The organism is Nocardioides sp. YJ-D4 (genome assembly GCF_054031495.1).
The window spans coordinates 2699964-2722124 of the sequence record NZ_CM132932.1 but is presented as its reverse complement, the minus strand read 5'-3'; the positions used below and the strand labels follow the sequence as shown (position 1 = coordinate 2722124).

Genomic DNA, 22161 nt, shown 5'->3' with positions numbered 1-22161 from the left:
AACGCCCGGAAATGAGCGAAGGCCCGGCCGTCGTCGGCCGGGCCTTGCGCAACGGGATCTTGGATCCCCCGTTCAGCTGCTGGTCACGCGGACCAGCGCACCGAGTCGTCGACGAAGTCGGCGAACACGTGAACACCGCGCAGGTCCTGGCGCTCGTCCATGAGCTTCGTCAGGGCACTGGCATGACGGAACTTGAGGCTGTGCTGCTTCGCAGCACCGTTGGCCTCAGGCTGGGTGGCGGTGAGTGTTTCCATCGAGGTCCCCCCTACAACGGATAGATGGTGTGCATCGTGGTTTGTCCTGCGCATCAAGCATCCCGCCCGCACGTCGCAAGCAGGTTGTTTGAACGTTACAAGCCGGTTTCGGTAAAAGAAATGGCTGGCGATGCCTGTCGCGGTATCTGCCGAGCGATAGGGCCGAATCTCGCTAGACAAAGACGATGGAGCCTCAGTCGGCGGTGGATCTGAGCGTGTCGACGGCCTGGCGTGCCTGCTCGAGGAGCCGCAGCGCGGCGCTCGCGTCGGGAAGGTTCGGCTCCGGCGACCAGAGCTGGTCGGCATCGCTGATCGGGTCGGCGCCGTCGATGATCGGGTCGAGGTCGGTCACCAGCGCGCCCTTCGACGGGTCGCCGGCGAGCGAGGCGCGGATCGCCTCGCCGTCGATCGGGGCCGCCGAGGCGATCAGCGTGGCATTGCCGAACCTCGCTCCCGCGAGCGCGGATCCCTGCACGATCATCGCGACATGCCCGAAGACCGTACGCAACGTCGCGAGCTCACGACGGGTGAAGAGCAGCTCGGGGCCGGCGACGGAGTTCAGCACGAGCCGACCGTCCTCGCGCAGCGCGTCGCGTGCCGCGGTCATGCACTCGCGCGAGGTGAAGGCCGGCGGGATCCGGTTGCCGACGAAGATGTCGATGACGATGGCATCGTGCTCCGAACCCGGGTGAGCCTCGAGCCATGAGCGTGCCTCGGCGGTCGCCATGGTGATCCCCGGCGGAAGCGGGAACCGCGACCTGGTCAGCTCGACCAGCGCGGGCTCGATCTCCACGACCGTCTGCGTGGTCGCGGGCCATCGGTGGGCGACCGCACGGGGGAGGGCGAGCAGCGCCCCACCCAGGTGGGCCACGCTGCCGGGTGCGCGGTCCCCGAGCGCAGCCAGCATCCACCGGATCGAGGCGAGCTTCGGCGGCTGAGCCGGGTCCTCCCCGAGGTGGGACTGAGCGACGCCGTCGATCTGGATCGCCCAGCCGTCCTCCTTGCGTACGAGATCGGCGGTGCTGCCGTCCGAGAAGACGATGCGCTCGAGGCTCGCTGATGGCCCGGAGGGTGTTGACATACGTCGATCCTGCCAGACACCATCGCGCCCGAGCCGGGACATTCCGGTAGCCTTCTGGCGTTGTTGGTCAGCGCCGAAAATACTCGGACATCGGGCGTGAGGGAGTTCTTGCGGTGGAGATATGGGAGGTCGCCGAAAATGACGACCGGATCGAGGGTCTCACCGCCGACGGAAAGCCGGATCCGGCCTACGCCGCCTCGCTCGGTCTGAAGGACGCGCCGCTGGGCCGTCGTGCGGTCGCGGCCGCCGTCGACATCGTCTGCTACCTGCTCCTGCAGGTCCCCTACCTGGTCTTCACGCTCCCGCTGCTGCTGAAGCTCGCCCAGGGCAAGTTCGGCTTCGCCCGGTTCCTGAGCCACCCCGACTTCATGCTGGCGGCGATCGCGGGCGGCGCCACCGTGCTGCTGAGCCTGATCTTCGTCATCGTCCAGATCGTCTTCCACGGCCGTCGCGGGGTCACGCTGGGCAAGTCCGTCGCCGGAGTCCGCTCGATCAACGTCAAGACGCTCGAGCGGCCGGGCGTCGGCCGCGCCTTCCTCCGCGCGCTGGTGCTCTGGGGCTCCGGGATCATCCCGATCGCGCCGATCGTCTTCCTCGCCTCGCCGCTGTTCGACAAGGAGCAGCGGAGCCGCGGCTGGCACGACAAGGTCGCCGAGACCTGGATGGTCGACGTACGCGAGGGCCTCGACCCCTACGACGAGAAGCGGATGCGCATCGCCCGCAAGACGGTCGCGGCCGCGCCCGTCGCACAGCGGAAGTCGCTGCCTTCACTCACCACCCCCAGCGACGACGACTCCGGCAGCTACCGGCCCTCGGGGCGGGTCAGCGCCGGCGTGCTCGGCGTCTCCCGCCCGAAGCCGAGGCACGACGAGGCGGGTGCCTCTCCTGGTGGCGCGCTCGCGACCCCGCCGTCGGGCCCCGTGGCCCCGAAGCCGGTGACCCCGGCGATCCCGCCCTCGCGCGCGGTGACCCCCAACCAGAGCCAGGCGGTGCCCCCGCCGCCTCCGACGCCGACCCCCACGCCGTACCCGACTCCGGCTCCGACGCCGGCTCCGACGCCGACGCCGCACCCGACCCCTACGCCGTACCCGACTCCGGCCCCGACGCCGCACGTGACCCCGGCTCCGACGCCGCACCCGACCCCTCAGCCCACGTCCGGCGGTCAGCCGCCGCGCGAGCGGGGCATCATGCTCAAGGTCGACTCCGGCGAGCGGATCCCGGTGACCGGCCTGGTGCTCGTCGGCCGCGACCCGGCTCTGACGGAGAACACGCTGGGCGCGCGTACGGTCTCGATCATCGACGTGTCGGTCTCGAAGACCCACCTCTCGCTGCGCCCCAGCGGTGACGGCGTCGAGGTCACCGACCGTGGCTCGACCAACGGCACCGTGGTGATCCACGAGGGTGCCACCCGACGGCTGAACGCGTGGGAGCCGGTTCTGGCACCGGTCGGCGCGATGATCCGGTTCGGCGACCGCTCGGCCCTGGTGCGTCGCGGGTGACCGCCGCCCCACCGGCGGCATCTGGCTGCATTGACTTTTGGCACGTTGACGAGGGGAACGAAGGATGAAGGTCAAGCTCACTCTGCACCGGCCGGGTGTCGCGCCTGCGGATGTGATCGTCACCGCCGACTCCACGGCCACCGCTGGTGACGTCGCTCGGCACATCGCCGACGCGGACCCGGCGCGCTCCGTGATCGCCGGTGAGCAGGACATCTTGACCTTGGCCGTCGCCCCGCCGACCGCCGACCGGATGGAGCCGCTCGAGCCCGACGTACCCATCGGCGATGCGCCGATCGGGTCCGGGTTCGCGGCCGCAGTCGTCAACCTGGGCCCCGACAACGAGCAGACCGGCTCCCGGCGCAAGAGCGTCGGTGTGCTCCGGGCGATCGACGGTCCGGTGCGGGGACAGGCGTTCCCGCTCACCACCGGCCACGCCTCGATCGGCCGCGGTCCCGAGAACGAGATCGTGCTCGCCGACCCGATGGTCTCCAAGCGTCACGCCCGCATCGAGGTGGACCGCTCGGTCGAGCTCGTCGACCTCAACTCGGCCAACGGCGTCGTCGTCGACGGCACCCAGGTCTCCCGCGTACGTCTGGCGCCGGACACGCCGGTCGTCATCGGTGGCACCACGCTGGTCATGCAGCTCTCGGCCGACTTCCTCTCCGCCGTCGAGGACCCGGTGCTCGAGCGCGGTGGCGGCCTGCTCTTCAACCGCAGCCCGCGGGTCGACGTCCGCTACCCCGGCACCGAGCACCCGCCGCCGTGGATGCCCACGGAGATGCAGAAGAAGCTGTTCCCGTGGTTCGTGCTGATCGCGCCGATCATCATGGCGCTCTCGATCTACGCGATGACCGGCCGTGCCCGCGCGCTGCTGCTGGTCGTGATGACCCCGATGATGGCGGTCGGCAACTACATCAACCAGCACCGCCAGGCCGGCGCGAAGCAAGACCACGAGATCGAGCTCTTCGAGCGGCAGTTCGAGAAGCTGGAAGAGGTCTTCTACCGCAGCAAGCCCGAGGAGGAGCTCGCTCGCAACGAGGAGGTCCCGGCGGTCGCCGAGGTCTTCGAGCAGGCGATGCAGCTCGGTCCGCGGCTGTGGACCCGGCGCCCCGAGCACTGGAACTTCCTGGCCGTACGTCTCGGCACCACTCGCGCGCTGTCGCGCAACTCGATCGCGGAGCGTGACACCCAGAACGGTCTGCCCGAGTTCATCGAGCGGATCGACAGGCTGAAGGAGCGCTACAAGTACGTCGACGACGTACCGCTGCTGGAGTCGCTCCCCGCGGTGGGCTCTGTCGGTGTCGCCGGCCCGGCCGGCCCGGCCGCCGACGCGATGCGCGGACTCGCGGTGCAGCTCTTCGGTCTGCACGCGCCCAACGAGGTCGTCACCGTCGCCTTCGCCGACCCGGACTGGGTCGAGGAGTTCGAGTGGCTCAAGTGGCTGCCGCACACCACCTCGGAGACCAACCGGTTCAAGGACATGCCGCTGGCCGACTCCGCGCCGACGGCCAACGCCCTGCTCAGCGCGCTGGAGGAATACATCATGCGCGCCGGCCGGACCGCTGAGCACCGCGGCCCGTTCCCGGAGAAGTGGAACCCGATGCAGTTCGGGACCGACGTCGCGCGGGCCGGGGAGGAGACCAACGCGCGGGTGCAGGTCTCCATCATCGTCTTCGTCACCAACGACGCTCCGGTCGACCGGGCCCGTCTGGTCCAGGTCCTCGAGCGCGGTGCCGATGTCGGCGTACACGCGGTCTTCATGTCCTCCACCGTCGAGGCTCTGCCGGCGGTGTGCCGCAGCTTCCTGGACGTGAGCAACGGCCTGGAGCGCGCCACCGTCGGGCTCGTCCGCAACGGCGACCTCTACGAGGGCGTGACCGTCGAGGGTGTCTCCAACGCCTACATGGACATGTTCGCCAAGCGGCTCGCGCCGGTGGTGGACGCCAGCACCGTCGTCCACGACTCCTCCGACCTCCCCAACTCGGTCGGCTTCCTGTCGCTGGTCGGCAACGAGGTGGCCGAGGACCCGCACTCCGTGGTGGAGCGTTGGCGTCAGAACAACTCGATCATCGACCGCTCCGACCGGCCGCGGCCGCGGCTGAAGAAGGCGGGCAACCTGCGCGCCATCATCGGCCAGGGAGCCTCGGACGCGATGACGCTGGACCTGCGTACGCAGGGCCCGCACGCCCTCGTCGGCGGCACCACCGGTGCCGGTAAGTCCGAGTTCCTGCAGGCGTGGGTGCTCGGGATCGCCTCGGCACACTCGCCCGACCGGGTGACGTTCCTCTTCGTCGACTACAAGGGCGGCTCGGCCTTCGCCGACTGCATCGAGCTGCCGCACTGCGTCGGTCTGGTGACCGACCTGAGCCCCCACCTCGTACGCCGGGCGCTGACCAGCCTCAAGGCCGAGCTGCACTACCGCGAGCACCTGTTCAACCGGAAGAAGGCCAAGGACCTCCTCGAGCTGGAGAAGCGACAGGACCCGGAGTGCCCGCCCGCACTGGTGCTCGTCATCGACGAGTTCGCGGCACTCGCCGGTGAGGTGCCGGAGTTCGTCGACGGTGTCGTCGACATCGCCCAGCGAGGTCGTTCGCTGGGTATCCACCTGATCATGGCGACCCAGCGCCCGGCGGGTGTCATCAAGGACAACCTGCGGGCCAACACCAACCTCCGCGTCGCCCTGCGTATGGCCGACGAGACCGACTCCAAGGACGTCGTCGACGACCCGATCGCCGGGACCTTCCCGCCGTCCCTGCCGGGCCGTGGGATCGCGAAGACCGGACCGGGTCGACTGACCCCGTTCCAGTCCGCGTACGCCGGCGGCTGGACGCGCAACGACGAGGTCGTCACCGCCGACGTGAAGGTGGCCGAGCTCAAGTTCGGTTCGATCACGGAGTGGGAGCCGGAGCGCCCGCCGGAGAGCGACTCGCACGACGAGGACCTCGGCCCCAACGACCAGAAGCGGATCGTGGCCAACCTGATCAAGGCCTCTGCCACCGCTGGGCTGATGACTCCGCGGCGGCCGTGGCTCGATGACCTGGCGTCCGTGGTCGACATGCGCGACCTGCCGCTGGAGGGTGACGGACAGATCCTGCTGGGTCTTGCCGACCTCCCGGAGCGCCAGCAGCAGAACGCGATCTACTTCGCCCCCGACCGCGACGGCTCTCTGCTCATCTTCGGCTCGTCCGGGTCGGGTAAGTCGACCCTGCTGAAGACGATCGCGACCGCCGCCGGCGCCCGTCCGGAGCTCGGCCGGGTCCAGGTCTACGGCCTCGACTTCGCCTCCGGCGCGCTGGGCGCGATCGAGCGTCTCCCGCACGTCGGCTCGATCATCGACGGCGACGACGCCGAGCGTCTGCAGCGGCTGATGCGCACGCTCGAGCGGGAGATGGACCGCCGCTCGGAGCTGTTCTCCAAGGCCGCGGCCGCCAACCTCACCGAATACCGTGAGATCGCCGACCAGTCGATGCCGCGCATCCTGCTCCTGATCGACAACTACCCCGAGTTCAAGAAGGAGTGGGAGATCGCCGCCGGTCGGGCGCCGTTCTACCAGTCCTTCATGCGGGTCCTCGGCGAGGGCCGCCCGCTCGGCATCCACGCGGTGATCACCGCCGACCGGTCCGGGTCCGTCCCGACGGCCGTCTTCGCGAACATCCCGCGCCGTGTCGTCATGCGGCTCTCCGACCCGAGCCAGTACGTCCTGGTCGGAGCACCCAAGGACGTACTCAACGAGCAGTCGGTGCCCGGCCGCGCCGTCGTCGACAAGGCCGAGGTGCAGCTCGCCGTTCTCGGTGGGACGACCAACGTCGCCGAGCAGACCAAGGCCCTCGACGAGCTGGTCTCGCAGCTGCGTGCCCTGGGTGTTCCCGAGGTCGGCGAGATCGGTGCCCTGCCGACGAAGATCTCCAGCCGGTCGCTTCCCGCGCAGGTCAACGGTCAGCCCGTCTTCGGTATCGCCGACGACACCCTCGCGCCGAGGGGCTTCGACCCGATCGGCTCGTTCATCGTCACCGGCCCGCCGCAGTCGGGCAAGACCAACGTACTCAAGGCGCTCGTCGAGTCCATGGAACGCTTCGACCCCGAGGTGAAGCTGTTCCACCTCGGCAGCCGTCGTGCCATGCTCAGCGACTTCCGTCCCTGGGTACGCAGCGCCACCCGCCCCGACGACGAGAAGGCGCTCGTCACCGAGCTCGCCGAGATCGTCGCCGACGAGTCCTTCCCCGGCCGCATCATGATCGTCGCCGAGGACATGACCCACCTGGCCGACGGTCCCGCCGACCGCCCGATGCGCGCCCTGCTGCAGGCGATCAACAACTCCGACCACCTCTTCGTCGGCGACGCCGACGTCACTCGAGCCGGCGGCGGCTCGGGCGTCATGGGTGAGTGGAAGGCCGCTCGCCAGGGCATCGTGCTCAAGCCGGACACCTACGACGGCGACACGCTGTTCAAGGTTCCGTTCGGCAAGCTCAAGCGCACCGACTTCCCCGCAGGCCGCGGAATCTTCGTCCAAGCAGGTCGCACGGTGACCATGCAGATGCCTCTCGCGAGCGACGCCGAGGGCTCTGCATGAACGTCTGCATAAATCGGACAACGAAGCTGCTTTTACCCTTCACAACCGTGTGAAGGGTGGCCTACGGTGGCCAGCGGCGTTTGACGCCGCCATCTGATGAAATCGCGGGAGAGGGCAAAGATCGATGACTGATTTCGGGGCAACCTACGACGAGATGACCGGCACTGCCGACAAGCTCGACCAGGGCAAGGACACGATCGAGTCGGCGCTTGACGAGTGCCAGGGCTACGTCGACGAGCTCGTGCAGGACGGGTTCAAGACGGAGAAGGCGTCGGGCAAGTTCCAGGACGGCTACACCGAGATGACCACCGGCCTCAAGGACGCCATCGCTGGTGTCGAGGACATGGCTCAGGCTCTGCGTGACATGGCGACCGCCATTCAGGACCTGGACTCGCAGCTCGCGGGCGGCTGAGCCGCAGCGTTGGTCAACATGGTGGGCCGGCATCTATCGGCCCACCATTACCTGTCTCGGTCAGGGGCCGCGGTGTCGGCTCCCGCCAGGTGTGCTGCTGCCACCGCCTAAACCGGGATGAGCTGAAACTTTACTTTCGGAGATGTTTAGAACCAGCCGTAGCGGGTAGGACTACCGCGACGACGTTGATTGCCTGGATCTCGGACCACCACGCTCGGGATGACGGTGTCGGCTCGTCGGTTCACGCATCACGACAGTGTGGTGCGTGAGTGATGGTGACGAACGGCGCCGCAATCGGGTGTCGTGTAATGAAAATTGCGGGAAAGGCAATGATCGATGAGTGACTTCGGGGCAACATACGACGAGATGACCGGCACCGCCGACAAGCTCGACCAGGGCAAGGACACGATCGAGTCGGCGCTTGACGAGTGCCAGGGCTACGTCGACGAGCTCGTGCAGGACGGGTTCAAGACGGAGAAGGCGTCGGGCAAGTTCCAGGACGGCTACACCGAGATGACCACCGGCCTCAAGGACGCCATCGCTGGTGTCGAGGACATGGCCCAGGCCCTGCGTGACATGGCGACCGCCATCCAGGACCTGGACTCGCAGCTCGCCGGCGGCTGATTCACAAGTCTTGCCAGATGGTGGGCTGGCGTCTGCTGGCCCACCATCTCCCATTCTCGGTCACGCGCTACGGTGACAACTCCCGTCGGCGCGCTTCTGAAATCACGTGAAAGGTGCGCGCCATGGCGGACATTTTGATCAAGATCTCCGAGCTGGAAACAGTCAGGACTTCATTGAACGCGATTGTCGAGGAGTTCGAGAACGCCACCGACAGCTCTGAGGACCTCGAGGCTGACATTGGCGACCCGTTCGACAGAAGCGAGCTGCGCGACAAGGCTTGTGAGTTCGAAGAGCGTTGGGACGACAAACGCGATGAACTCAAAGAGAGCTTGAAGAAGGTCAGCGAGCACATCAAGGGCGTCATCGACGGGGTTGAGAACTGGGATAGCGAGACTGCCCTGCAGTTCGAGCCCAAGAAGAAGTAGTTCAACCCAAGCTCGCAATCACCCTGGCGAAAGGAAAGAACAATGTTCGGTGGCATGCCGGATTCCCCGAGGGGACGCGAGATCAAAACGGTCGAGGGATCTCCGTCCGGAATCATCACGCGAGGCAAACAGATCGAGCGCCTCGGAAAGATGATGGACACCTCGGCCGATACGCTGCGGGACATCAAAGAGAACAGCTTTGCCGGAGGACAGCAAGAGGGTAAGGCGATCGAGAAGCTTCAGGAAACCATCGGCGAATCCTATAAGACTCTCGAAGAGGCCGCTGACCTCTACAAGCCTGTAGGGCCCGTGCTGGTCAAGTACGGAGAGATGCTCGAGACCTACAAGCCGCAGATTGACAGCACGGCACGGAACTGCAGCGACCTGTGGGATGCCTACGAAAGCCTTCCGGGCGACAAGGACGACAGCACCACGGAAGACGACGGTGGCATCCTCGGTATCGGCGACACAGATAAGGAAGAGGCCGCCGAGAACAAGGCCAAGAAGGAAGCGTACGAAGCCTGGGAGGAAGAGGCCGAGCAGTTCGACACTTGGTATGGCGTGTGGGAGGAAGCATTTGATGAGGCGGTTACAGGGATCTCAGACGGCCTCTCCGGCTCCATCGAGGACGGCTTCTGGGATAATTGGGGCGACGTTATTGAAGTGCTCACTGAGATCCTTAGTTGGGCGGCCCTCATCGTCGGTGTTGTCGCACTCTTCTGTGGCGGCTGGATCGTCGCGCTTGCCGTCGGCTTGGCAATTGCCGCCTTTTTGCTCACCGGCATCAAGTATCTCAATGGCAAGGCGTCAGGACTCGATCTCCTGCTCGCGGGGCTTGCGATTTTCCCTGTAGGAAAACTAACGAGCCTGACGAAGTTCGCGCAGTTCCCCAAGCTTGCCAAGGCGGGCGGGATGATGAATGCAATCAATCGGACGTGGAAGGCTACGGGCGGCGGTCCACTCCGTGAGTTGGCGAAGAACTACAACAAGCCGATCAAGCTTCTCAGCAAGTCCGAGATCGGTGAGAAGTTGCTTGGGCAGGGTGTCAAGTCCATCCGAAAGGGAAACATCGGTCTCTACATCGGGAATCGAACGGCATTGGAGTCGGGCCTTGGCATGGTGCGTGGCCTTTCCAAGTTCGACTCGGTGGCGAGCAGGGTGGGTGCGTTCAGCAGTCACTATGGAAGCGTGGCGACTGCGCTCAACAGCACAACTGGAGTCGACATCAGCATTCCCGGACCTGTTGGAGCGTTTATCTAAATGTGCTCGTCAGGCGCAATGAGTTGGGTGTCGGTAGCCGAAGATTCCATGCCGACGACCTTTAGGAAAGGTTCCCCGTCGTGAGTTCGGTTGAAGGATGGTCACTAGGGTTCGGGGAGGACGTCGATCTTCCTGGTTGGCTCTTCCTGCCAGAAGGGTTGACGTCCAGCGAGCAGGACTTGTGGCTCGAGTCGGCCACCGAACTCCTGTGGAGTGTTATCGGATCCGGGCCGGATCCCGCGGCTCGAGGCACCGAAGAAATGGTTCGGTCCATGCTTGCCGATGGCCTCGCTGCCCGCTCCGCGTCGCCGTCCTATGCGATGTACATGGTATGGCCAGTCCTCGCTCCGGCAGCAGTGATGTGTCACATTGACTTCACGGCGAGCGACGACCTTCCGGACTGGAAGGAGCTCGACGGTGTGGTTCACGCGGCCGACGCGCGGTATCTCGGCCCTGGGGTTCAGTACTCGACCCGGCGGCAGATCGAGGCTGGGGGCGGGCTGCTCGATCTGAGTTCTGTGCACTTCGTCTTCGACGACGGCGAGGTGGCACTGATGTTGACCTTGGAGGAGTCCATCTCAACGCTCGTTTCGCATGCGGCAGTTGGATTCACCCGAATGAAGGATGCGTTGCAAGTGCTCAAGGGTGATGGCACTGCGTTTGTTTCGAAGGTTGTGCCTGAATATGTTCGCGACGAACAGTGGGTGTTGTCTGATCATGATGGAGCGTCATGAATTTGCGTGAGACGATGGGCGTGTCCGTCGTGCCGGAGTTCGAACTCGAGCTGCCTGACGGGTGGGCGCGCCGCAGCGTGGATGAGGCGTCGCTCGGTGAGATGCTTGCCGCTGCGAAGCAGCGATGCATGGATGCGCACGCAGTTCACATGTACGCCGAGGTGAAAGGGCAGTTGGAGTCTGCGTTTGCGTCGATGCGCAAAGGTGGGGTGTTTGCCTTTTTCGCTCCAACCACTCCTGGTGACGGCACACTTGCAATCCCTTCGTCGATCAATGCTTCTGTCCGGAGCGCAGAGCCAGGGCAGACTTTGGACGACTTGGTCAGGACCCTTATTCGCGACCATGGAGCGACGCCTTTGCTGGGCGATCACCGGATACTGCGCGTAGAGAAGGAGAAGACAGTTCAAGTAGGGCCCGAAACTGTCATCAACCACTCTGTGGTTTATCTGACGCCAATCCCGGGGACCAAGCGTAGACGGGCGCTTTCGCTCGTGGCGGGTTTCGGAAGAACTCCTGATATTGACGCTGATTCGGAGTCAATCAACTCGGTTCGACTGTTGTTCGACGCGTGTGTATCGACGCTGCGATGGCGTTAGCGTTCAACTACCTGTCATCGGGTTAAACGGATACGATGTTGAGTGCCGCGACGATAAGGAACAATCCAACCGCCCCTAGAACGATGAAGACAGCGCCCCGGGTCAGCAAGTTGACGAGAAGTGAGTTGGTCCCGAGGAGTTCACTCGATGCGGGGTTGTTCGGGTCATACCGCATCTCCACAACATCGCCAGCCTTGGGATCCTTCAGAACTTCTGACTCCCCATGGTGCACGCGGCCACTCGCGTCGGTATATGTGTACTGGGTCTGAGTTACCTTCTCGGCTTCTACCGAGCTGGTGGCGGAGGTTCGTCGCGTAATGCGTCTCACGAAATGGACCTTTGCTTCGGTTTTGATCCAACTTGCCCGACGCACAAGCCGGCGAATCCAGAGGCCTGCCATGCAAACAGGCACAACCAGCATTGCAATTCCGATGACAAGCGCGGTGATTGATCCCGTATCCATGACTGTCCTCTCAAAGTCTCGGCGGACGCACACTATACTGCGTGGATGTGGCTCCGAGGATTGTGGGCACGTAGCGTCAGGTTGGACATGACATCAGTGCCTGTCTCAGCGACCCCCGGCCACGCCGACGCGTGGGCGCACAAGTGCCTCCGACGACGACGAGCGCAAGGTCGATCATCGGAGCCGTGCGCAGTTGTACTCATTTCATCTATCTACGGAGCAAAGTTCACGTGGGATCGGAACGAGCGAGAAGTGCTGACCTCGACGTCACGCCGGAGGCCGCCTTCCAGGCTGCCCTCGGAGTCGCGCAGCATGAGAAGAAGTACGAGATCAGGGCCGTGCACAACGAAGGTCATGCCCTGATCATCAGGCAGAAGACCAAGGCCTTGTCCTGGCCGAAGGTAATCATGCTGCGAGTCCATCAGAACGGGTCAGGGTCTTCGGTCAATGTTCTGGTCCAGAACATTCCGGGCGGACCCACCGCTTTGCTCGACGGTGTCTTCAACGGAAAGATCGCGGAGAAGTACCTCGGTGCCATCCAGGGCGCGTCGAACGGAACCATCAGCGCTCCGGCAACGGCAGTGACCTCCCACTTCGTCCGTGATGACGGCTCCGAGCTTCCGTGGACGGACCCAGATGAAGTTCCGGAGTTCTGAGGTCTGGCAACTCCTTGACTCGGGCCGCGGCACTGTGGCCTGTCGCGCAATCGATGCGCCGCTGATTTGTGTAGGGTGACCGGCTGGTTCTGAGCGCCCGTATCCCGGCTACGTGGGCGCGTAGCGGGCGATCTCGGATCGATTGCGAGGTCTCATCAGGGACCCTGTCGATTCCGTTGGCGGGCGGGAACAAGAACTGTGTATGAAGATGACAACGAATCCGTTATTGCGCTTCACAACTCTGTGAAGCGTGGCCTACGGTGACCAGCGGCTGCCCAAGGGGGCACCGTGTAATGAAATCGCGGGAAAGGCAATGATCGATGAGTGACTTCGGGGCAACATACGACGAGATGACCGGCACCGCCGACAAGCTCGACCAGGGCAAGGACACCATTGAGTCCGCGCTTGACGAGTGCCAGGGCTACGTCGACGAGCTCGTTCAGGACGGGTTCAAGACGGAGAAGGCGTCCGGTAAGTTCCAGGACGGCTACACGGAGATGACGACCGGTCTGAAGGACGCCATTGCTGGCGTCGAGGACATGGCTCAGGCTCTGCGTGACATGGCCACGGCGATCCAGGACCTGGACAGCCAGCTCGCCGGCGGCTGATCCATTCGCTTGGTTGGGCGGGGCGACACGTGAGTGATCGCCCCGCCCAAGGCGACATTTCGGCACTTTGACCGGGCAGACTGACGGAAGATCGAAGGGGAGCGCACGGTGGCGGACGTCAGGATCAAGATCGAGACTCTTTCGAGGATCGCGACACAGCTCGACTCGATTGTGAGCGAGTTCGAGAATGCGACGAGCCAGTCCGAGGAGCTGGAGGCCGACATCGGCAATCCGTACGGCCGCGGCGACCTTCGTGACAAGGCGCAGGACTTCGAAGAGCGCTGGGATGACAAGCGCGACGACCTCAAGGAGAGCCTGAAGGAGCTCCAGGAGCACGTCAAAGGTGTTGTCGACGGCTTCGAGAACTGGGACAGCGAGACTGCCCTTCAGTTCCAGTCGAACACTTCCATTCAAGCCCCCGGGGCGCCTGGCGGTGCTCCTTCGGGCGCGGCCGTCTAAGACGCGCATCCAAGACACAGTCGGCTCGGACCAAGGAACGCACAGACCATGGACTCATCCCCTAAGGGCAGAGAGATCAAGACCGTCGAGGGCAACCCCTCCGGCATCATCGAGCGTGGGAACGCCATCGAGCGACTGGGCGAGATGATGAGCTCCTGCGCCGATGAGCTGGCGATGATCGCCGCCCACGATCTCGCCAACGGCGAGATGGATGGCAAGGCGGTGGAAAAACTCCAGGAGAAGATCGGCGACTCCCACGAGACCCTCCGCGAGGCCAGTCAGCTCTACCGTCCGGTCGGGCCGATCATCGCGAAGTACGGCGAAGAGCTTCAGCAGTGGCAGCCGCTGATCAGGTCGCAGGTCGACACCTGCCAGGACCTGTGGGCCAAGTTCGACAGCATGGAGGGTGCGCCGAACCACCTTCCGGGCGCGGGTCCGAAGGAGGGCAGCCCGGAGGCGCAGCAGGAGGAAGACGCCGAGGAGGCGAAGGATCAGGCCCGCAAGGACTGGGAGAACGCCGCCGAGACCTGGGACGGCTACTACGACTCCTGGGAAGACGCGTACGACGCTGCGGTGAGCGGCATCGGTAACGAGATGTCGGGCAAGATCGAGGACGGCTTCTGGGAGGTCCTCGATGACATCATCGCTGTCCTCGAGATCGTTGCGATGGTGCTCTTCGTGGCGGCTCTGTTCATCGCCGGACCACTCGCGGCCATCGCGATGGCGGTATCGGCGCTGGTTCTCCTCGCGAAGACCATCCAGTTCTGTGCCGGAAAGTGCTCGCTCGTCGACCTCGGACTGGCGGTTCTCGACGTCGTACCGTTCGGCAAGTTCGGAAAGATGGCCGATGCGGTCACCGCCCTGGGCGACGCGACCAAGTTCGCCAAGTTCTCGGCTGCGTACAAGGCTGCGGGTGGCGTCGGAGACGCCGTCAAGTTCAAGGCCTTTCCGGACATCATGACCAGCCTTCACGCCGGTCTCGACGTCGGTGACTTCACGCGTATCAGCTCGTACAGCAAGATGTGGGCGTCGGCCGGCGACATCCAGGGGGCGTTGGCGAAGCAGGCCAACTCCTTCTACAGCACGGTGAACACGATCCAGGGCCTGCCCGACTCGGCCGTCGACATCTTCGCCTGAGCGATCGATCTTCCATACTGACGTGTGCTGCTCGGAGCTTGTAATCAAATCGGAGGACGACCGTGGTCGGAACGTGGCGAGCTGAAGGAATCCACCCACAACGTGAATGGACGCTGGTTCCCAGTGAACTGGGAGAGGGCGCCGACGCGTGGGTGTCGACCGAGTGTGCCCGCGTCCGCGAGTGGTTCGGCAACAATGCGAGCCGGCGGTCGGACGAGGACGTACGCCGCATCCTGACGGATTCCCTGGCCAGCCTCGATGAGCCGGGCAGGCTGGTCACCATGCTTCACTGGCCGATGACGGTCCCGATCGTCAGCCGCGTCAGAGTGGTCCTTGCCGAGGCTGGTGACCTCGACGTCAAGGCCTGGGAGAAGTCGGGTTTCGACGTCGATGAGTGCATCGGTGCGGCGATCGGTCCCGGCATCAAGTGCGTCGCATCGCGGGACGAGAGCATCGACGGACATGATCTACACCTGTCCACCGCGGTCTATGCCTTCAGCGGCGACGCCGGTGGTGTGGGACTGATCGTGGAGTCCGGTCTGCCGTTGGCGTTCCAGCTCACGATCGCTCAGATGCCGATCATTCTCTCGAGCCTTTCTCTCCTCGACCCGGACGGTCGTCCCTTCGAGGCCAGTCCGGTTCCGGGTCTCACACGAAACCAAGTTGACGAATGGGAGCACGTTTCCAATGCCTAAGGCGGCAGCGATCGATCCAGGAAACTGGGCAACGGTGCACAGCAACTTCGATCGCTTCGACATCAACGAGCTGAATCGAGTCGTTCTGGACTACGCGCAGATCGAGCTGGAGTCAGCTGAGAGGAAGCGTCGCCGCTCGGGTGCGGCGAACCTTGCTGCCAAGCTGATGTACTGGATCGCGCTCATCGGTCTGGCCGGACCGCTGTTCGCCGTGGCGATCTTTGCCAGTGGCGGAGGTGCGAGGAAGCTCTCCGAAGACTTCTCGCCGGGTTTCGAGGTTCCGTGCGTCTACATCGGATGCGCGCTCGGGTTCCTTGCTCTGCTCTACCACTTCGTGCCGTGGGTCCGGTCGACTCATCGGCAGTGGGATCGGTCCCTGTTCGGGTTCTCGGTCTTCGTACTGGTCTCGACCGTCGTCCTCCTGGTCCTGATCCTCATGAGCGACCCGGATGCCTATCCGCGGTTCCCCCTCGTGACGGCGCCGTTGTTGCTGCTGGTGTTCGGGATCTCGGTGATCGTCGCGGAGTTCCGGCTCTACTCGAAGGAGAAGCCACCCGCGGTCGACGTCAACGCACTGACCTCGGACGAGATGGAGGTGCTTCTCGCCTTGAGGCGTCAGGCGCTGACCACGCTTCGCTCCCGTTCGATCGTGTCCTACGAAGAATTCGATGCACTGAACAGCAGTCCGCTGACTGCGAGTGCTGACGGAAAGGCTTGACGTGTCAGGAATCGGCGCAGGCTCGTTGCGGGAGATGCTGGGTGCCAGCAAGGACCCGGAGTTTCACCTGAAGCTTCTCGACGGTTGGGAGCGTCACGTCCCGGACGCCTCTGACCGGGAAGCGATCGACGCCGAGATGAAGCGGCGCTGCATGGACGCCAACCGGCCCGATCTGCACGCGCACCTTCGGCTGCAGATGGATCAGGCGTTCTCGCTCATGAAGCAGCAGAACGTGATCGCCTACTTCGCGCCCACCGGGGCGCCGACGGGCGACGTCTACATCCCGGGTTCGATGTTCGCCACCATCCGGCGCGCCCCCAACGGCGAGAGCCTCGATGGCTATGTGACACATGCGATCCAGGCGTACGACGCCAAGCCGCTCTTCGGTGACAAGCGGTTCATCCGCTTCGAACGGGAGTCGACGAAGGAGCTCCAAGGCGGCTCGATCGTCATGACCTCGATGGTGTACGTGACACCGATCCCAGGCTCGAATCACCGCCGAGGCCTGCAGCTGACGGCGTCGGTCGCGCGGCCGGTGGAGATGGCGGCGACCGACCCGGTGTTCGTGGGTTGGAAGACGGCGTTCGACGTATGTGTCTCGACGCTTCGCTGGGCGCCGCCGGCGGCATAGTCGCGACGAGTTGACCGATCTCGGGTTGGAGTACAGATGGCCCCGCCGAAGGTACTGATGCAGTGGGCTCGCAAGTCCGATGAGGCCCGTGCGGAGTGGGCTCGCGAAGCGGTTGACGGGTGGGCGCGTACGGAGCGGTTCTCGCAGCCGTTCAGCTGGGGTGAGGCCGAGGCCACGGTGCTGGCGCGGAGCTACCCACCGCTGCCGGGCCGGTTCCTGCTGAACGCCGTCGGTTCTGTGGCCATGGGTCTGCTCGCGCTCGCCGCCCTTCCGCTTCTCGGTGCGTCCGTCCTGGGATTGGTGCTGGTTGCGCTGGCCAGCCGTCAGGAGACGGGTGCGGAGGGGCTGTTGTGGCTGGCTCGGATCGCCTTCGCCGCTGCCATCCTCGTAGTCGGCACCGGGCTGTCCGTCTGGTGGCAGACACGACGACGCAGCGTGGTCGGCGTTGCGCTTGCCGCGGCCACCGCGGTCGCGTCATTGGCGACGTACGTCTTGCTGCTGGTCTTGGACCTCCCGGTGATGCCGTGGCTGTCGATCCTCGTGCTTGGCGCGGCGATCTTGGGGCTGGCCAATCTGGTCCTGGAGCTGGCTTCCAAGCCGGAGGGCGGGGCAAAGAGCCGGAAGCCACCGCGGCGTGGGCCGCGAAGCTCGAGCAAACGACAGCGGGCCGGCGTCGCACGAGACCGCCTCCTCGACGTACTCATCCATCGTCGTCTGGTCGATGTCGACGAAGGCGACCGCATTCGACTTCGAGAGATGCCCTTGGGCTACTGGTCGGAGCTCGATGGGCTCGACGAGCGGGAGTGGCGTCGGGTGCTCGAGTATCGCCACGTGGGGTGGCGGGAGTTCGATGAGAACGACAGGTAGGTGTGAACGCTAGGCCGATATCAGGCCGAGGGAGGCGAGGATGACGAAGATGCCGCCTCCGCCGAGCAGGATGAACACGGCGCCGTAGTTGATGATGCGACCGACGACGGATCCGCCGGCGACGGTGTCGCTCGAGCTCGGGTCGTCGGGGGCGTACATGATCTCGATGACTTCGCCGACCGTCGGGCCGTGCAGGTGGTCGACCTCGCCGACGTGCTGGATGCCAGCAGCGTCACGGTATTCGTAGCGGGCCTCGTAGGACGTCTCGGTCGTGGTCGTCCCGGTGGCTGACGAACTGTGCTTCGTCTTCCGTACGTGGCGGATCGTCGCCTGCGCCCGTGGCCAGGTCGCGAGGCGGCGCCAGCGGCGGATCAGGTACCAGGCGAGCCAGGCTGGGAGGACAAGCATCGCGATGCCGATGAGGAGAGCGGCGACGGCGCCAAGGACCATGATCACTCCGTTCCCGAGATTGAACGCCCTCACCCTAGCCGCGAAGGCTGGGAGCCTGGCCGGGGCGGTGGGGTGCAGCCGGGGCTGTGCGCGTACCGTATCCCCGCTCGGAATCTCGGGGGCCTCCGCTGTGGCGCCTTCTGACTCATCTACTGACGACGGGATGTGTGCGTTGACTCGACGTGTGACGGCGATGGCGGTGGCCTCGGCGGCTGTGCTCTCCGGATGCCAGATTGGCCGACCCCCGAAGGACTTCGCGACCGGGGATGCGGTTCTGGCGCTGCGGGTCCACGAGGGCGGCGAGGACTCCAGCTACCTCGTGCTGGTCTCCCCGAAGGGGCAGACGCGTGCGTTCGAGCTCGACCGGGTCGAGGGCGCCCAGATCTCCTGGACGGAGAACGGGATCACCACGTCCGACCGGAGCCACGACTACGTGATCGATGAGACCGGGTTGACCGCGAACGAGCGGACGAGCGGTGGGAACGAGCACGAGACGCAGCATGAGTGGTACCGAGTGCCGGTCGGGGCGGGGACGTTGGTCGGGTTCAGCCCCGAGGACGGGTCCAAGGATCCGTTCGTGACGTACATCGACGGAGAGAGCGGCAAGGCGACGACGCGGGTTTCTCCGTACGGTCAGACGTCTACTGCCGCCGTGTGCGGCGAACGTGTCCTCTCCTCGGGACGAGGCACCGACACCAAGGCCTTCGAGGACGACACCGAGTCCATCCCGGAGAGCCAGTGGGACCGTGCCGCGTTGACGTCCGCCTATCCGCACGACGGGGCGGACATCCTGAGCACCGTGGAGCCCTCGGCCTTCCCCGGCACGACGTCGCCCTGTGTCGACGGCATCGTCTACGAGGGGTGGGAGAACGACGATGACCAGCACTTCGTGCGTGTCTGGAACACCGCGAAGGGGACGCCCGCGGAGCAGGTTGCCGTCGATCACGAGGTCGTCTATCCGGCGGATGACGACTCGTCGCGCATCGGCGGACCACATCGGGTGACGGTCTCGGACGGTCGGCTCTTCTGGGTCGTCGACAACACGATGTGGAGCGCGCCGGTGCCGACCACCGGGACGGCGCCGGTCCAGGCGCGTGAGGTCGGTTATCTGGAGGGGTACGTCGGGATGGACGCCGAGGTGATGACGTACGCGTCGAGTGCGGTCTACACGGTCGCCAATGACACTGATCTCCACGAGCGCAAGTGGTCCAGGTCCCGGCGCAGCGATCGCGTCTGGACGGAACTGACGGAGCTGAGCCTGCTGCGTACGGATCTGGCGAGCTGGAAGACATCCGTGGCGCTCGACGTGGATCTGGAGGACGTCGACTTCCCGACCAAGGACGTCCAGGTCACCGCACTGGCGATCAACCCGGAGTGGCTGGCCGAGAACGAGAAGTAGACAGCACCGGCGGTGTTGCGAAGGTCACCGCGCGACACGCCGAAGTAAAGAACGACCGGCAGGGCTTCGAGTTGCCAGGGTGACGCCGTACCTCTCGATCTCGGGAACATTCACTGTTGAAAGGGACCCTTCCATGCGCACTCGCACCACCGTCCGGACCTGTCGATCGGCCGCCGCCGGCCTCAGCCTCGGCCTCGCGCTCGCATTGACCGGGTGCGGCTCCGAGGCGACCGACTCCGACGCAGACGCTGCGGCCGAGGTCGAGTCCAGCGCGCCGGCCTCCGAGTCTCCGTCCGCAGCACCAGCGGGTGAGGAGAAGGAGGTCAAGATCGGGAAGACGCTCAAGGACCCCGACATGGGCGACACGATCGAGGTCGTCTCCGCGGTCCGTGACTTCCCGTCGGCGGAGGAGGCCGACCTGATCGCCGAGGGCGGCGAGGTCGTGCTGCTCCAGGTGAAGATCAAGCCCGGCACGGAGTACGGCGGTCGCATCTCGGACGGGAACTTCGAGATCTCGTGGGACAAGGGCGCCGACTTCGAGAGCGCCGACACCCGCCTGATGACCGAGGAGCTGACCGCCGCGAAGCGTACGCCGCTCGAGGACGTGCAGCGTCGCGACGGTGGCGAGCACACCGGCTGGATCGCCTTCCAGGTCGAGGAGAAGGCTGACACGTACCTCATCGAGTACGAGCGCGACGGCGCGAAGGTGATCGGCTCGGACAAGACCATCGCCGAGTTCACGGAGCAGGTGGAGATCCCCGCCTCGTGAGGTGATGACGCCGCGGGAGCGGAGACCCGCCATGTCGATGGCAGGTCTCCGCTCAGGCTCGTTAGGATCTGGGCGTCCGTTGTCTCGGAGAGGGGACTTGAAGGTGCATCCTGGGGCACGTCGTCGAGCGGGACTCGTTTCCGTTGCCAGCCTGGCGCTTGTCGCCACCGCCTGTTCGGGTGACCTCCCCGCCTCGGTCGAGGAGGGTTCTGAGGTCGCCGTCGCGTGGACGGAGTCCTTGACGAGCACCAACCCGGCGAGCGCGGCGAGCGTGACCGACGGAAACCTCGACATCGCCTCGCTGACCCGCGGAGCCTTCGGCACCCTGGTCAACGACACCGTCGAGATGGACGAGACCTTCGGCAAGGTCACCATGGAGGGCGACAAGCAGGCGCGGGTGCGCTACGACCTGGCCGAGCCGACCTGGTCCGACGGGGTGCCGATCGACACCGCCGACCTCATGCTCGCCTGGGCCGCGACCTCGGGCTACTTCCGCACCCCGAAGGAGGGGAGCCCGGACGGCACGGTCGACTTCGGTGCGGTGCCGACCGGTCTGACCAAGAGCGCCTACATCCCCGAGGTCGACGAGGGCGCCCGCGCCATCGAGGTCCCGCTGGTGGTGCCTGTGGTCGACTGGCGTACGGCCCTGGACGTCGCCGTGCCGGCGCACGTCGTCGGGCAGAAGGCCCTGAAGATCGAGGACCCGATCGAGGCCAAGGAGGTCGTCGAGACCGCGATCGAGGAGTCCGACACCGCCAAGCTCACCAAGATCGCGGAGGCGTGGAACTCGTCCTTCACCATCGCCGAGAACGGCAAGGCGTCCGAGGAGGCGCTGCTCTCCAGCGGCCCCTACCGGGTCTCGAAGATCTCGGCCGGCGAGGGCGGCCAGGAGGTCGACCTGGAGGCCAACCCGGAATACGCGGGTGAGGCCAGGCCGACCTACGAGCAGGTACGCCTCACCCCGGCCGGCTCCGACGCCCTGAACAGCCTGGGGGAGAAGGTCGACGTCGTCCAGGTCACCCCGACCAAGGCCAACCGGAAGCAGGTGCGTGACCTCGAGCGCCGCGACTACGCCGTCGAGAACGCCAACGACGGCACCATGTGGGCGCTGATCCTCCGCAGCGATCGCGGCCTGTTCAAGCGCAAGGACACGCGCACGGCGTATCTGCGGGCAGTGCCCCGCGGCGACATCGCCGAGGGCGGCGCGGGCGAGTGGGCCGAGGCGTACGAAGCCACCGACGTCGTGCTGTTCCCGCCGGGTGGCGAGGGCTACCAGATCGCGACCGAGGACTCCGGGTTCTCCACGAAGTTCAAGGCCTCCGAGGACGCGGCGGCCCCGCGTGGCGCCAAGGTGTGCATCTCCTACGACACGTCGAGCGCGTTCGCCTCAGGCGCCTACGACACCATCTCGAACGTGGTGGACGACGAGGGCTGGGGCACCACCGACTGTGGTGTGTCCTCGGCCGACAAGGTGATCTCCGGCAACAAGTGGGACGCTGCGCTCGTCCGGATCCCGGTCCCGCAGACGCCGGAGGAGATCTCGGCGCAGTGGGGCAGCAAGGGCAGCCAGAACGCGACCGGCGGCGGCGACCGCGAGCGCGACCGCCTCATCAGCGAGCTGGCCCGCACCGCGGATCCCTACGAGGCTCGCGACGTACGCGTCCAGATCGAGAAGACGCTGGTCCGGGATTCGATCGTCGTGCCGATCGTGATGAACCCGACGGTGACGGTGATCGACAAGAAGGTCGACAGCGTACGTCCCCGCTCCGGGCAGGTCGCACCGCTCGTCTCGACCGTCGTCGAATGGTCGCCGACCAAGAAGTAGGCGACTTTTAGCGCATTGGAGTGGTTGGG

Annotated in this window: 23 protein-coding genes; 19 read left to right on the top strand and 4 right to left on the bottom strand. The window is 65.4% G+C overall.

Features of this window, described 5'->3' with window-relative positions; genetic code table 11:
* Positions 1 to 83 precede the first annotated feature (83 nt).
* Together ACW14X_RS12970 and ACW14X_RS12965 are read right to left on the bottom strand one after the other, a co-directional pair.
* Positions 84 to 254, bottom strand: a complete 171-nt coding sequence (locus ACW14X_RS12970) for a hypothetical protein (RefSeq protein ID WP_201451161.1) — start codon at positions 252 to 254, stop codon at positions 84 to 86.
* Between the two features lie 193 nt (positions 255 to 447).
* On the bottom strand, positions 448 to 1335 hold the full coding sequence (locus tag ACW14X_RS12965; protein WP_457165844.1) for a spermidine synthase: 888 nt from the start codon (positions 1333 to 1335) through the stop codon (positions 448 to 450).
* Positions 1336 to 1448: 113 nt separating this feature from the next.
* Between ACW14X_RS12965 and ACW14X_RS12960 the strand changes: the two genes are divergently transcribed.
* The 8 genes from ACW14X_RS12960 (at position 1449) to ACW14X_RS12925 (ending at position 11455) form a co-directional block, all read left to right on the top strand.
* The gene (locus ACW14X_RS12960; protein WP_457165843.1) at positions 1449 to 2834 is read left to right on the top strand and encodes an RDD family protein; all 1386 of its coding nucleotides are present in this window, start codon (positions 1449 to 1451) and stop codon (positions 2832 to 2834) included.
* A gap of 64 nt (positions 2835 to 2898) precedes the next feature.
* Complete coding sequence (locus ACW14X_RS12955) at positions 2899 to 7404, top strand: FtsK/SpoIIIE domain-containing protein (protein ID WP_400468981.1); 4506 nt, start codon at positions 2899 to 2901, stop codon at positions 7402 to 7404.
* A gap of 124 nt (positions 7405 to 7528) precedes the next feature.
* On the top strand, positions 7529 to 7816 hold the full coding sequence (locus ACW14X_RS12950) for a WXG100 family type VII secretion target (RefSeq protein ID WP_008356184.1): 288 nt from the start codon (positions 7529 to 7531) through the stop codon (positions 7814 to 7816).
* A gap of 336 nt (positions 7817 to 8152) precedes the next feature.
* Positions 8153 to 8440: a WXG100 family type VII secretion target gene (locus tag ACW14X_RS12945; protein WP_008356172.1), complete on the top strand. Its 288-nt coding sequence runs from the start codon at positions 8153 to 8155 to the stop codon at positions 8438 to 8440.
* Between the two features lie 122 nt (positions 8441 to 8562).
* Complete coding sequence (locus ACW14X_RS12940) at positions 8563 to 8865, top strand: flagellar protein FlgN (protein WP_457165842.1); 303 nt, start codon at positions 8563 to 8565, stop codon at positions 8863 to 8865.
* Between the two features lie 42 nt (positions 8866 to 8907).
* Positions 8908 to 10125: a hypothetical protein gene (locus tag ACW14X_RS12935; RefSeq protein ID WP_457165841.1), complete on the top strand. Its 1218-nt coding sequence runs from the start codon at positions 8908 to 8910 to the stop codon at positions 10123 to 10125.
* An 80-nt stretch (positions 10126 to 10205) separates the two neighbouring features.
* A complete protein-coding gene (locus tag ACW14X_RS12930) occupies positions 10206 to 10859 on the top strand; it encodes a hypothetical protein (RefSeq protein WP_457165840.1) in 654 nt (217 codons plus the stop codon).
* Entirely contained in the window at positions 10856 to 11455 is a 600-nt protein-coding gene (locus ACW14X_RS12925) for a protein TPRXL (RefSeq protein WP_457165839.1), read from the top strand. Before ACW14X_RS12930 ends, ACW14X_RS12925 begins: the two co-directional genes overlap by 4 nt.
* 22 nt (positions 11456 to 11477) lie before the next feature.
* Here ACW14X_RS12925 and ACW14X_RS12920 read toward each other — a convergent pair whose 3' ends face one another.
* Positions 11478 to 11855, bottom strand: coding sequence for a DUF3592 domain-containing protein (locus ACW14X_RS12920; protein WP_457166064.1), 378 nt, complete (start codon positions 11853 to 11855; stop codon positions 11478 to 11480).
* A 293-nt stretch (positions 11856 to 12148) separates the two neighbouring features.
* Between ACW14X_RS12920 and ACW14X_RS12915 the strand changes: the two genes are divergently transcribed.
* The 8 genes from ACW14X_RS12915 to ACW14X_RS12880 all read left to right on the top strand — a co-directional run bounded on the left by ACW14X_RS12915 (position 12149) and on the right by ACW14X_RS12880 (position 17689).
* On the top strand, positions 12149 to 12574 hold the full coding sequence (locus ACW14X_RS12915) for a hypothetical protein (protein WP_457165838.1): 426 nt from the start codon (positions 12149 to 12151) through the stop codon (positions 12572 to 12574).
* 320 nt (positions 12575 to 12894) lie between these two features.
* Entirely contained in the window at positions 12895 to 13182 is a 288-nt protein-coding gene (locus ACW14X_RS12910) for a WXG100 family type VII secretion target (RefSeq protein WP_008356172.1), read from the top strand.
* Between the two features lie 108 nt (positions 13183 to 13290).
* On the top strand, positions 13291 to 13641 hold the full coding sequence (locus ACW14X_RS12905) for a flagellar protein FlgN (RefSeq protein ID WP_457165837.1): 351 nt from the start codon (positions 13291 to 13293) through the stop codon (positions 13639 to 13641).
* 48 nt (positions 13642 to 13689) lie between these two features.
* Positions 13690 to 14778, top strand: coding sequence for a hypothetical protein (locus tag ACW14X_RS12900; RefSeq protein WP_457165836.1), 1089 nt, complete (start codon positions 13690 to 13692; stop codon positions 14776 to 14778).
* 62 nt (positions 14779 to 14840) lie between these two features.
* On the top strand, positions 14841 to 15473 hold the full coding sequence (locus tag ACW14X_RS12895; RefSeq protein ID WP_457165835.1) for a hypothetical protein: 633 nt from the start codon (positions 14841 to 14843) through the stop codon (positions 15471 to 15473).
* The gene (locus ACW14X_RS12890) at positions 15442 to 16191 is read left to right on the top strand and encodes a hypothetical protein (protein ID WP_457165834.1); all 750 of its coding nucleotides are present in this window, start codon (positions 15442 to 15444) and stop codon (positions 16189 to 16191) included. The genes ACW14X_RS12895 and ACW14X_RS12890 overlap by 32 nt, the downstream gene beginning before the upstream one ends.
* Before the next feature lies 1 nt (position 16192).
* Positions 16193 to 16822 (top strand): protein TPRXL, encoded by a 630-nt coding sequence (locus ACW14X_RS12885; RefSeq protein ID WP_350843360.1) that lies wholly within the window; start codon positions 16193 to 16195, stop codon positions 16820 to 16822.
* Between the two features lie 36 nt (positions 16823 to 16858).
* A complete protein-coding gene (locus tag ACW14X_RS12880) occupies positions 16859 to 17689 on the top strand; it encodes a hypothetical protein (RefSeq protein ID WP_457165833.1) in 831 nt (276 codons plus the stop codon).
* Positions 17690 to 17698: 9 nt separating this feature from the next.
* Here the strand turns inward: ACW14X_RS12880 and ACW14X_RS12875 are convergent, their stop codons facing one another.
* Positions 17699 to 18139 (bottom strand): DUF3592 domain-containing protein, encoded by a 441-nt coding sequence (locus ACW14X_RS12875; RefSeq protein ID WP_350843356.1) that lies wholly within the window; start codon positions 18137 to 18139, stop codon positions 17699 to 17701.
* A 184-nt stretch (positions 18140 to 18323) separates the two neighbouring features.
* Between ACW14X_RS12875 and ACW14X_RS12870 the strand changes: the two genes are divergently transcribed.
* The 3 genes from ACW14X_RS12870 to ACW14X_RS12860 all read left to right on the top strand — a co-directional run bounded on the left by ACW14X_RS12870 (position 18324) and on the right by ACW14X_RS12860 (position 22132).
* Positions 18324 to 19538: a hypothetical protein gene (locus ACW14X_RS12870; protein WP_457165832.1), complete on the top strand. Its 1215-nt coding sequence runs from the start codon at positions 18324 to 18326 to the stop codon at positions 19536 to 19538.
* 133 nt (positions 19539 to 19671) lie between these two features.
* Positions 19672 to 20307, top strand: a complete 636-nt coding sequence (locus ACW14X_RS12865; protein WP_457165831.1) for a transcriptional regulator — start codon at positions 19672 to 19674, stop codon at positions 20305 to 20307.
* A gap of 238 nt (positions 20308 to 20545) precedes the next feature.
* A complete protein-coding gene (locus ACW14X_RS12860; protein ID WP_350843350.1) occupies positions 20546 to 22132 on the top strand; it encodes an ABC transporter substrate-binding protein in 1587 nt (528 codons plus the stop codon).
* The last annotated feature ends 29 nt before the right edge of the window (positions 22133 to 22161 follow it).

Excerpts from the sequence above, each read along its gene's own strand:
- ACW14X_RS12945 (WP_008356172.1), top strand. The coding sequence starts at position 8,153 with ATGAGTGACTTCGGGGCAACATACGACGAGATGACCGGCACCGCCGAC.
- ACW14X_RS12900 (WP_457165836.1), top strand. The coding sequence starts at position 13,690 with ATGGACTCATCCCCTAAGGGCAGAGAGATCAAGACCGTCGAGGGCAAC.
- ACW14X_RS12950 (WP_008356184.1), top strand. The coding sequence starts at position 7,529 with ATGACTGATTTCGGGGCAACCTACGACGAGATGACCGGCACTGCCGAC.
- ACW14X_RS12880 (WP_457165833.1), top strand. The coding sequence starts at position 16,859 with ATGGCCCCGCCGAAGGTACTGATGCAGTGGGCTCGCAAGTCCGATGAG.
- ACW14X_RS12970 (WP_201451161.1), bottom strand. The coding sequence starts at position 254 with ATGGAAACACTCACCGCCACCCAGCCTGAGGCCAACGGTGCTGCGAAG.
- ACW14X_RS12910 (WP_008356172.1), top strand. The coding sequence starts at position 12,895 with ATGAGTGACTTCGGGGCAACATACGACGAGATGACCGGCACCGCCGAC.
- ACW14X_RS12935 (WP_457165841.1), top strand. The coding sequence starts at position 8,908 with ATGTTCGGTGGCATGCCGGATTCCCCGAGGGGACGCGAGATCAAAACG.
- ACW14X_RS12920 (WP_457166064.1), bottom strand. The coding sequence starts at position 11,855 with ATGGCAGGCCTCTGGATTCGCCGGCTTGTGCGTCGGGCAAGTTGGATC.
- ACW14X_RS12875 (WP_350843356.1), bottom strand. The coding sequence starts at position 18,139 with ATGGTCCTTGGCGCCGTCGCCGCTCTCCTCATCGGCATCGCGATGCTT.
- ACW14X_RS12925 (WP_457165839.1), top strand. The coding sequence starts at position 10,856 with ATGAATTTGCGTGAGACGATGGGCGTGTCCGTCGTGCCGGAGTTCGAA.
- ACW14X_RS12940 (WP_457165842.1), top strand. The coding sequence starts at position 8,563 with ATGGCGGACATTTTGATCAAGATCTCCGAGCTGGAAACAGTCAGGACT.
- ACW14X_RS12865 (WP_457165831.1), top strand. The coding sequence starts at position 19,672 with ATGCGCACTCGCACCACCGTCCGGACCTGTCGATCGGCCGCCGCCGGC.
- ACW14X_RS12965 (WP_457165844.1), bottom strand. The coding sequence starts at position 1,335 with ATGTCAACACCCTCCGGGCCATCAGCGAGCCTCGAGCGCATCGTCTTC.
- ACW14X_RS12955 (WP_400468981.1), top strand. The coding sequence starts at position 2,899 with ATGAAGGTCAAGCTCACTCTGCACCGGCCGGGTGTCGCGCCTGCGGAT.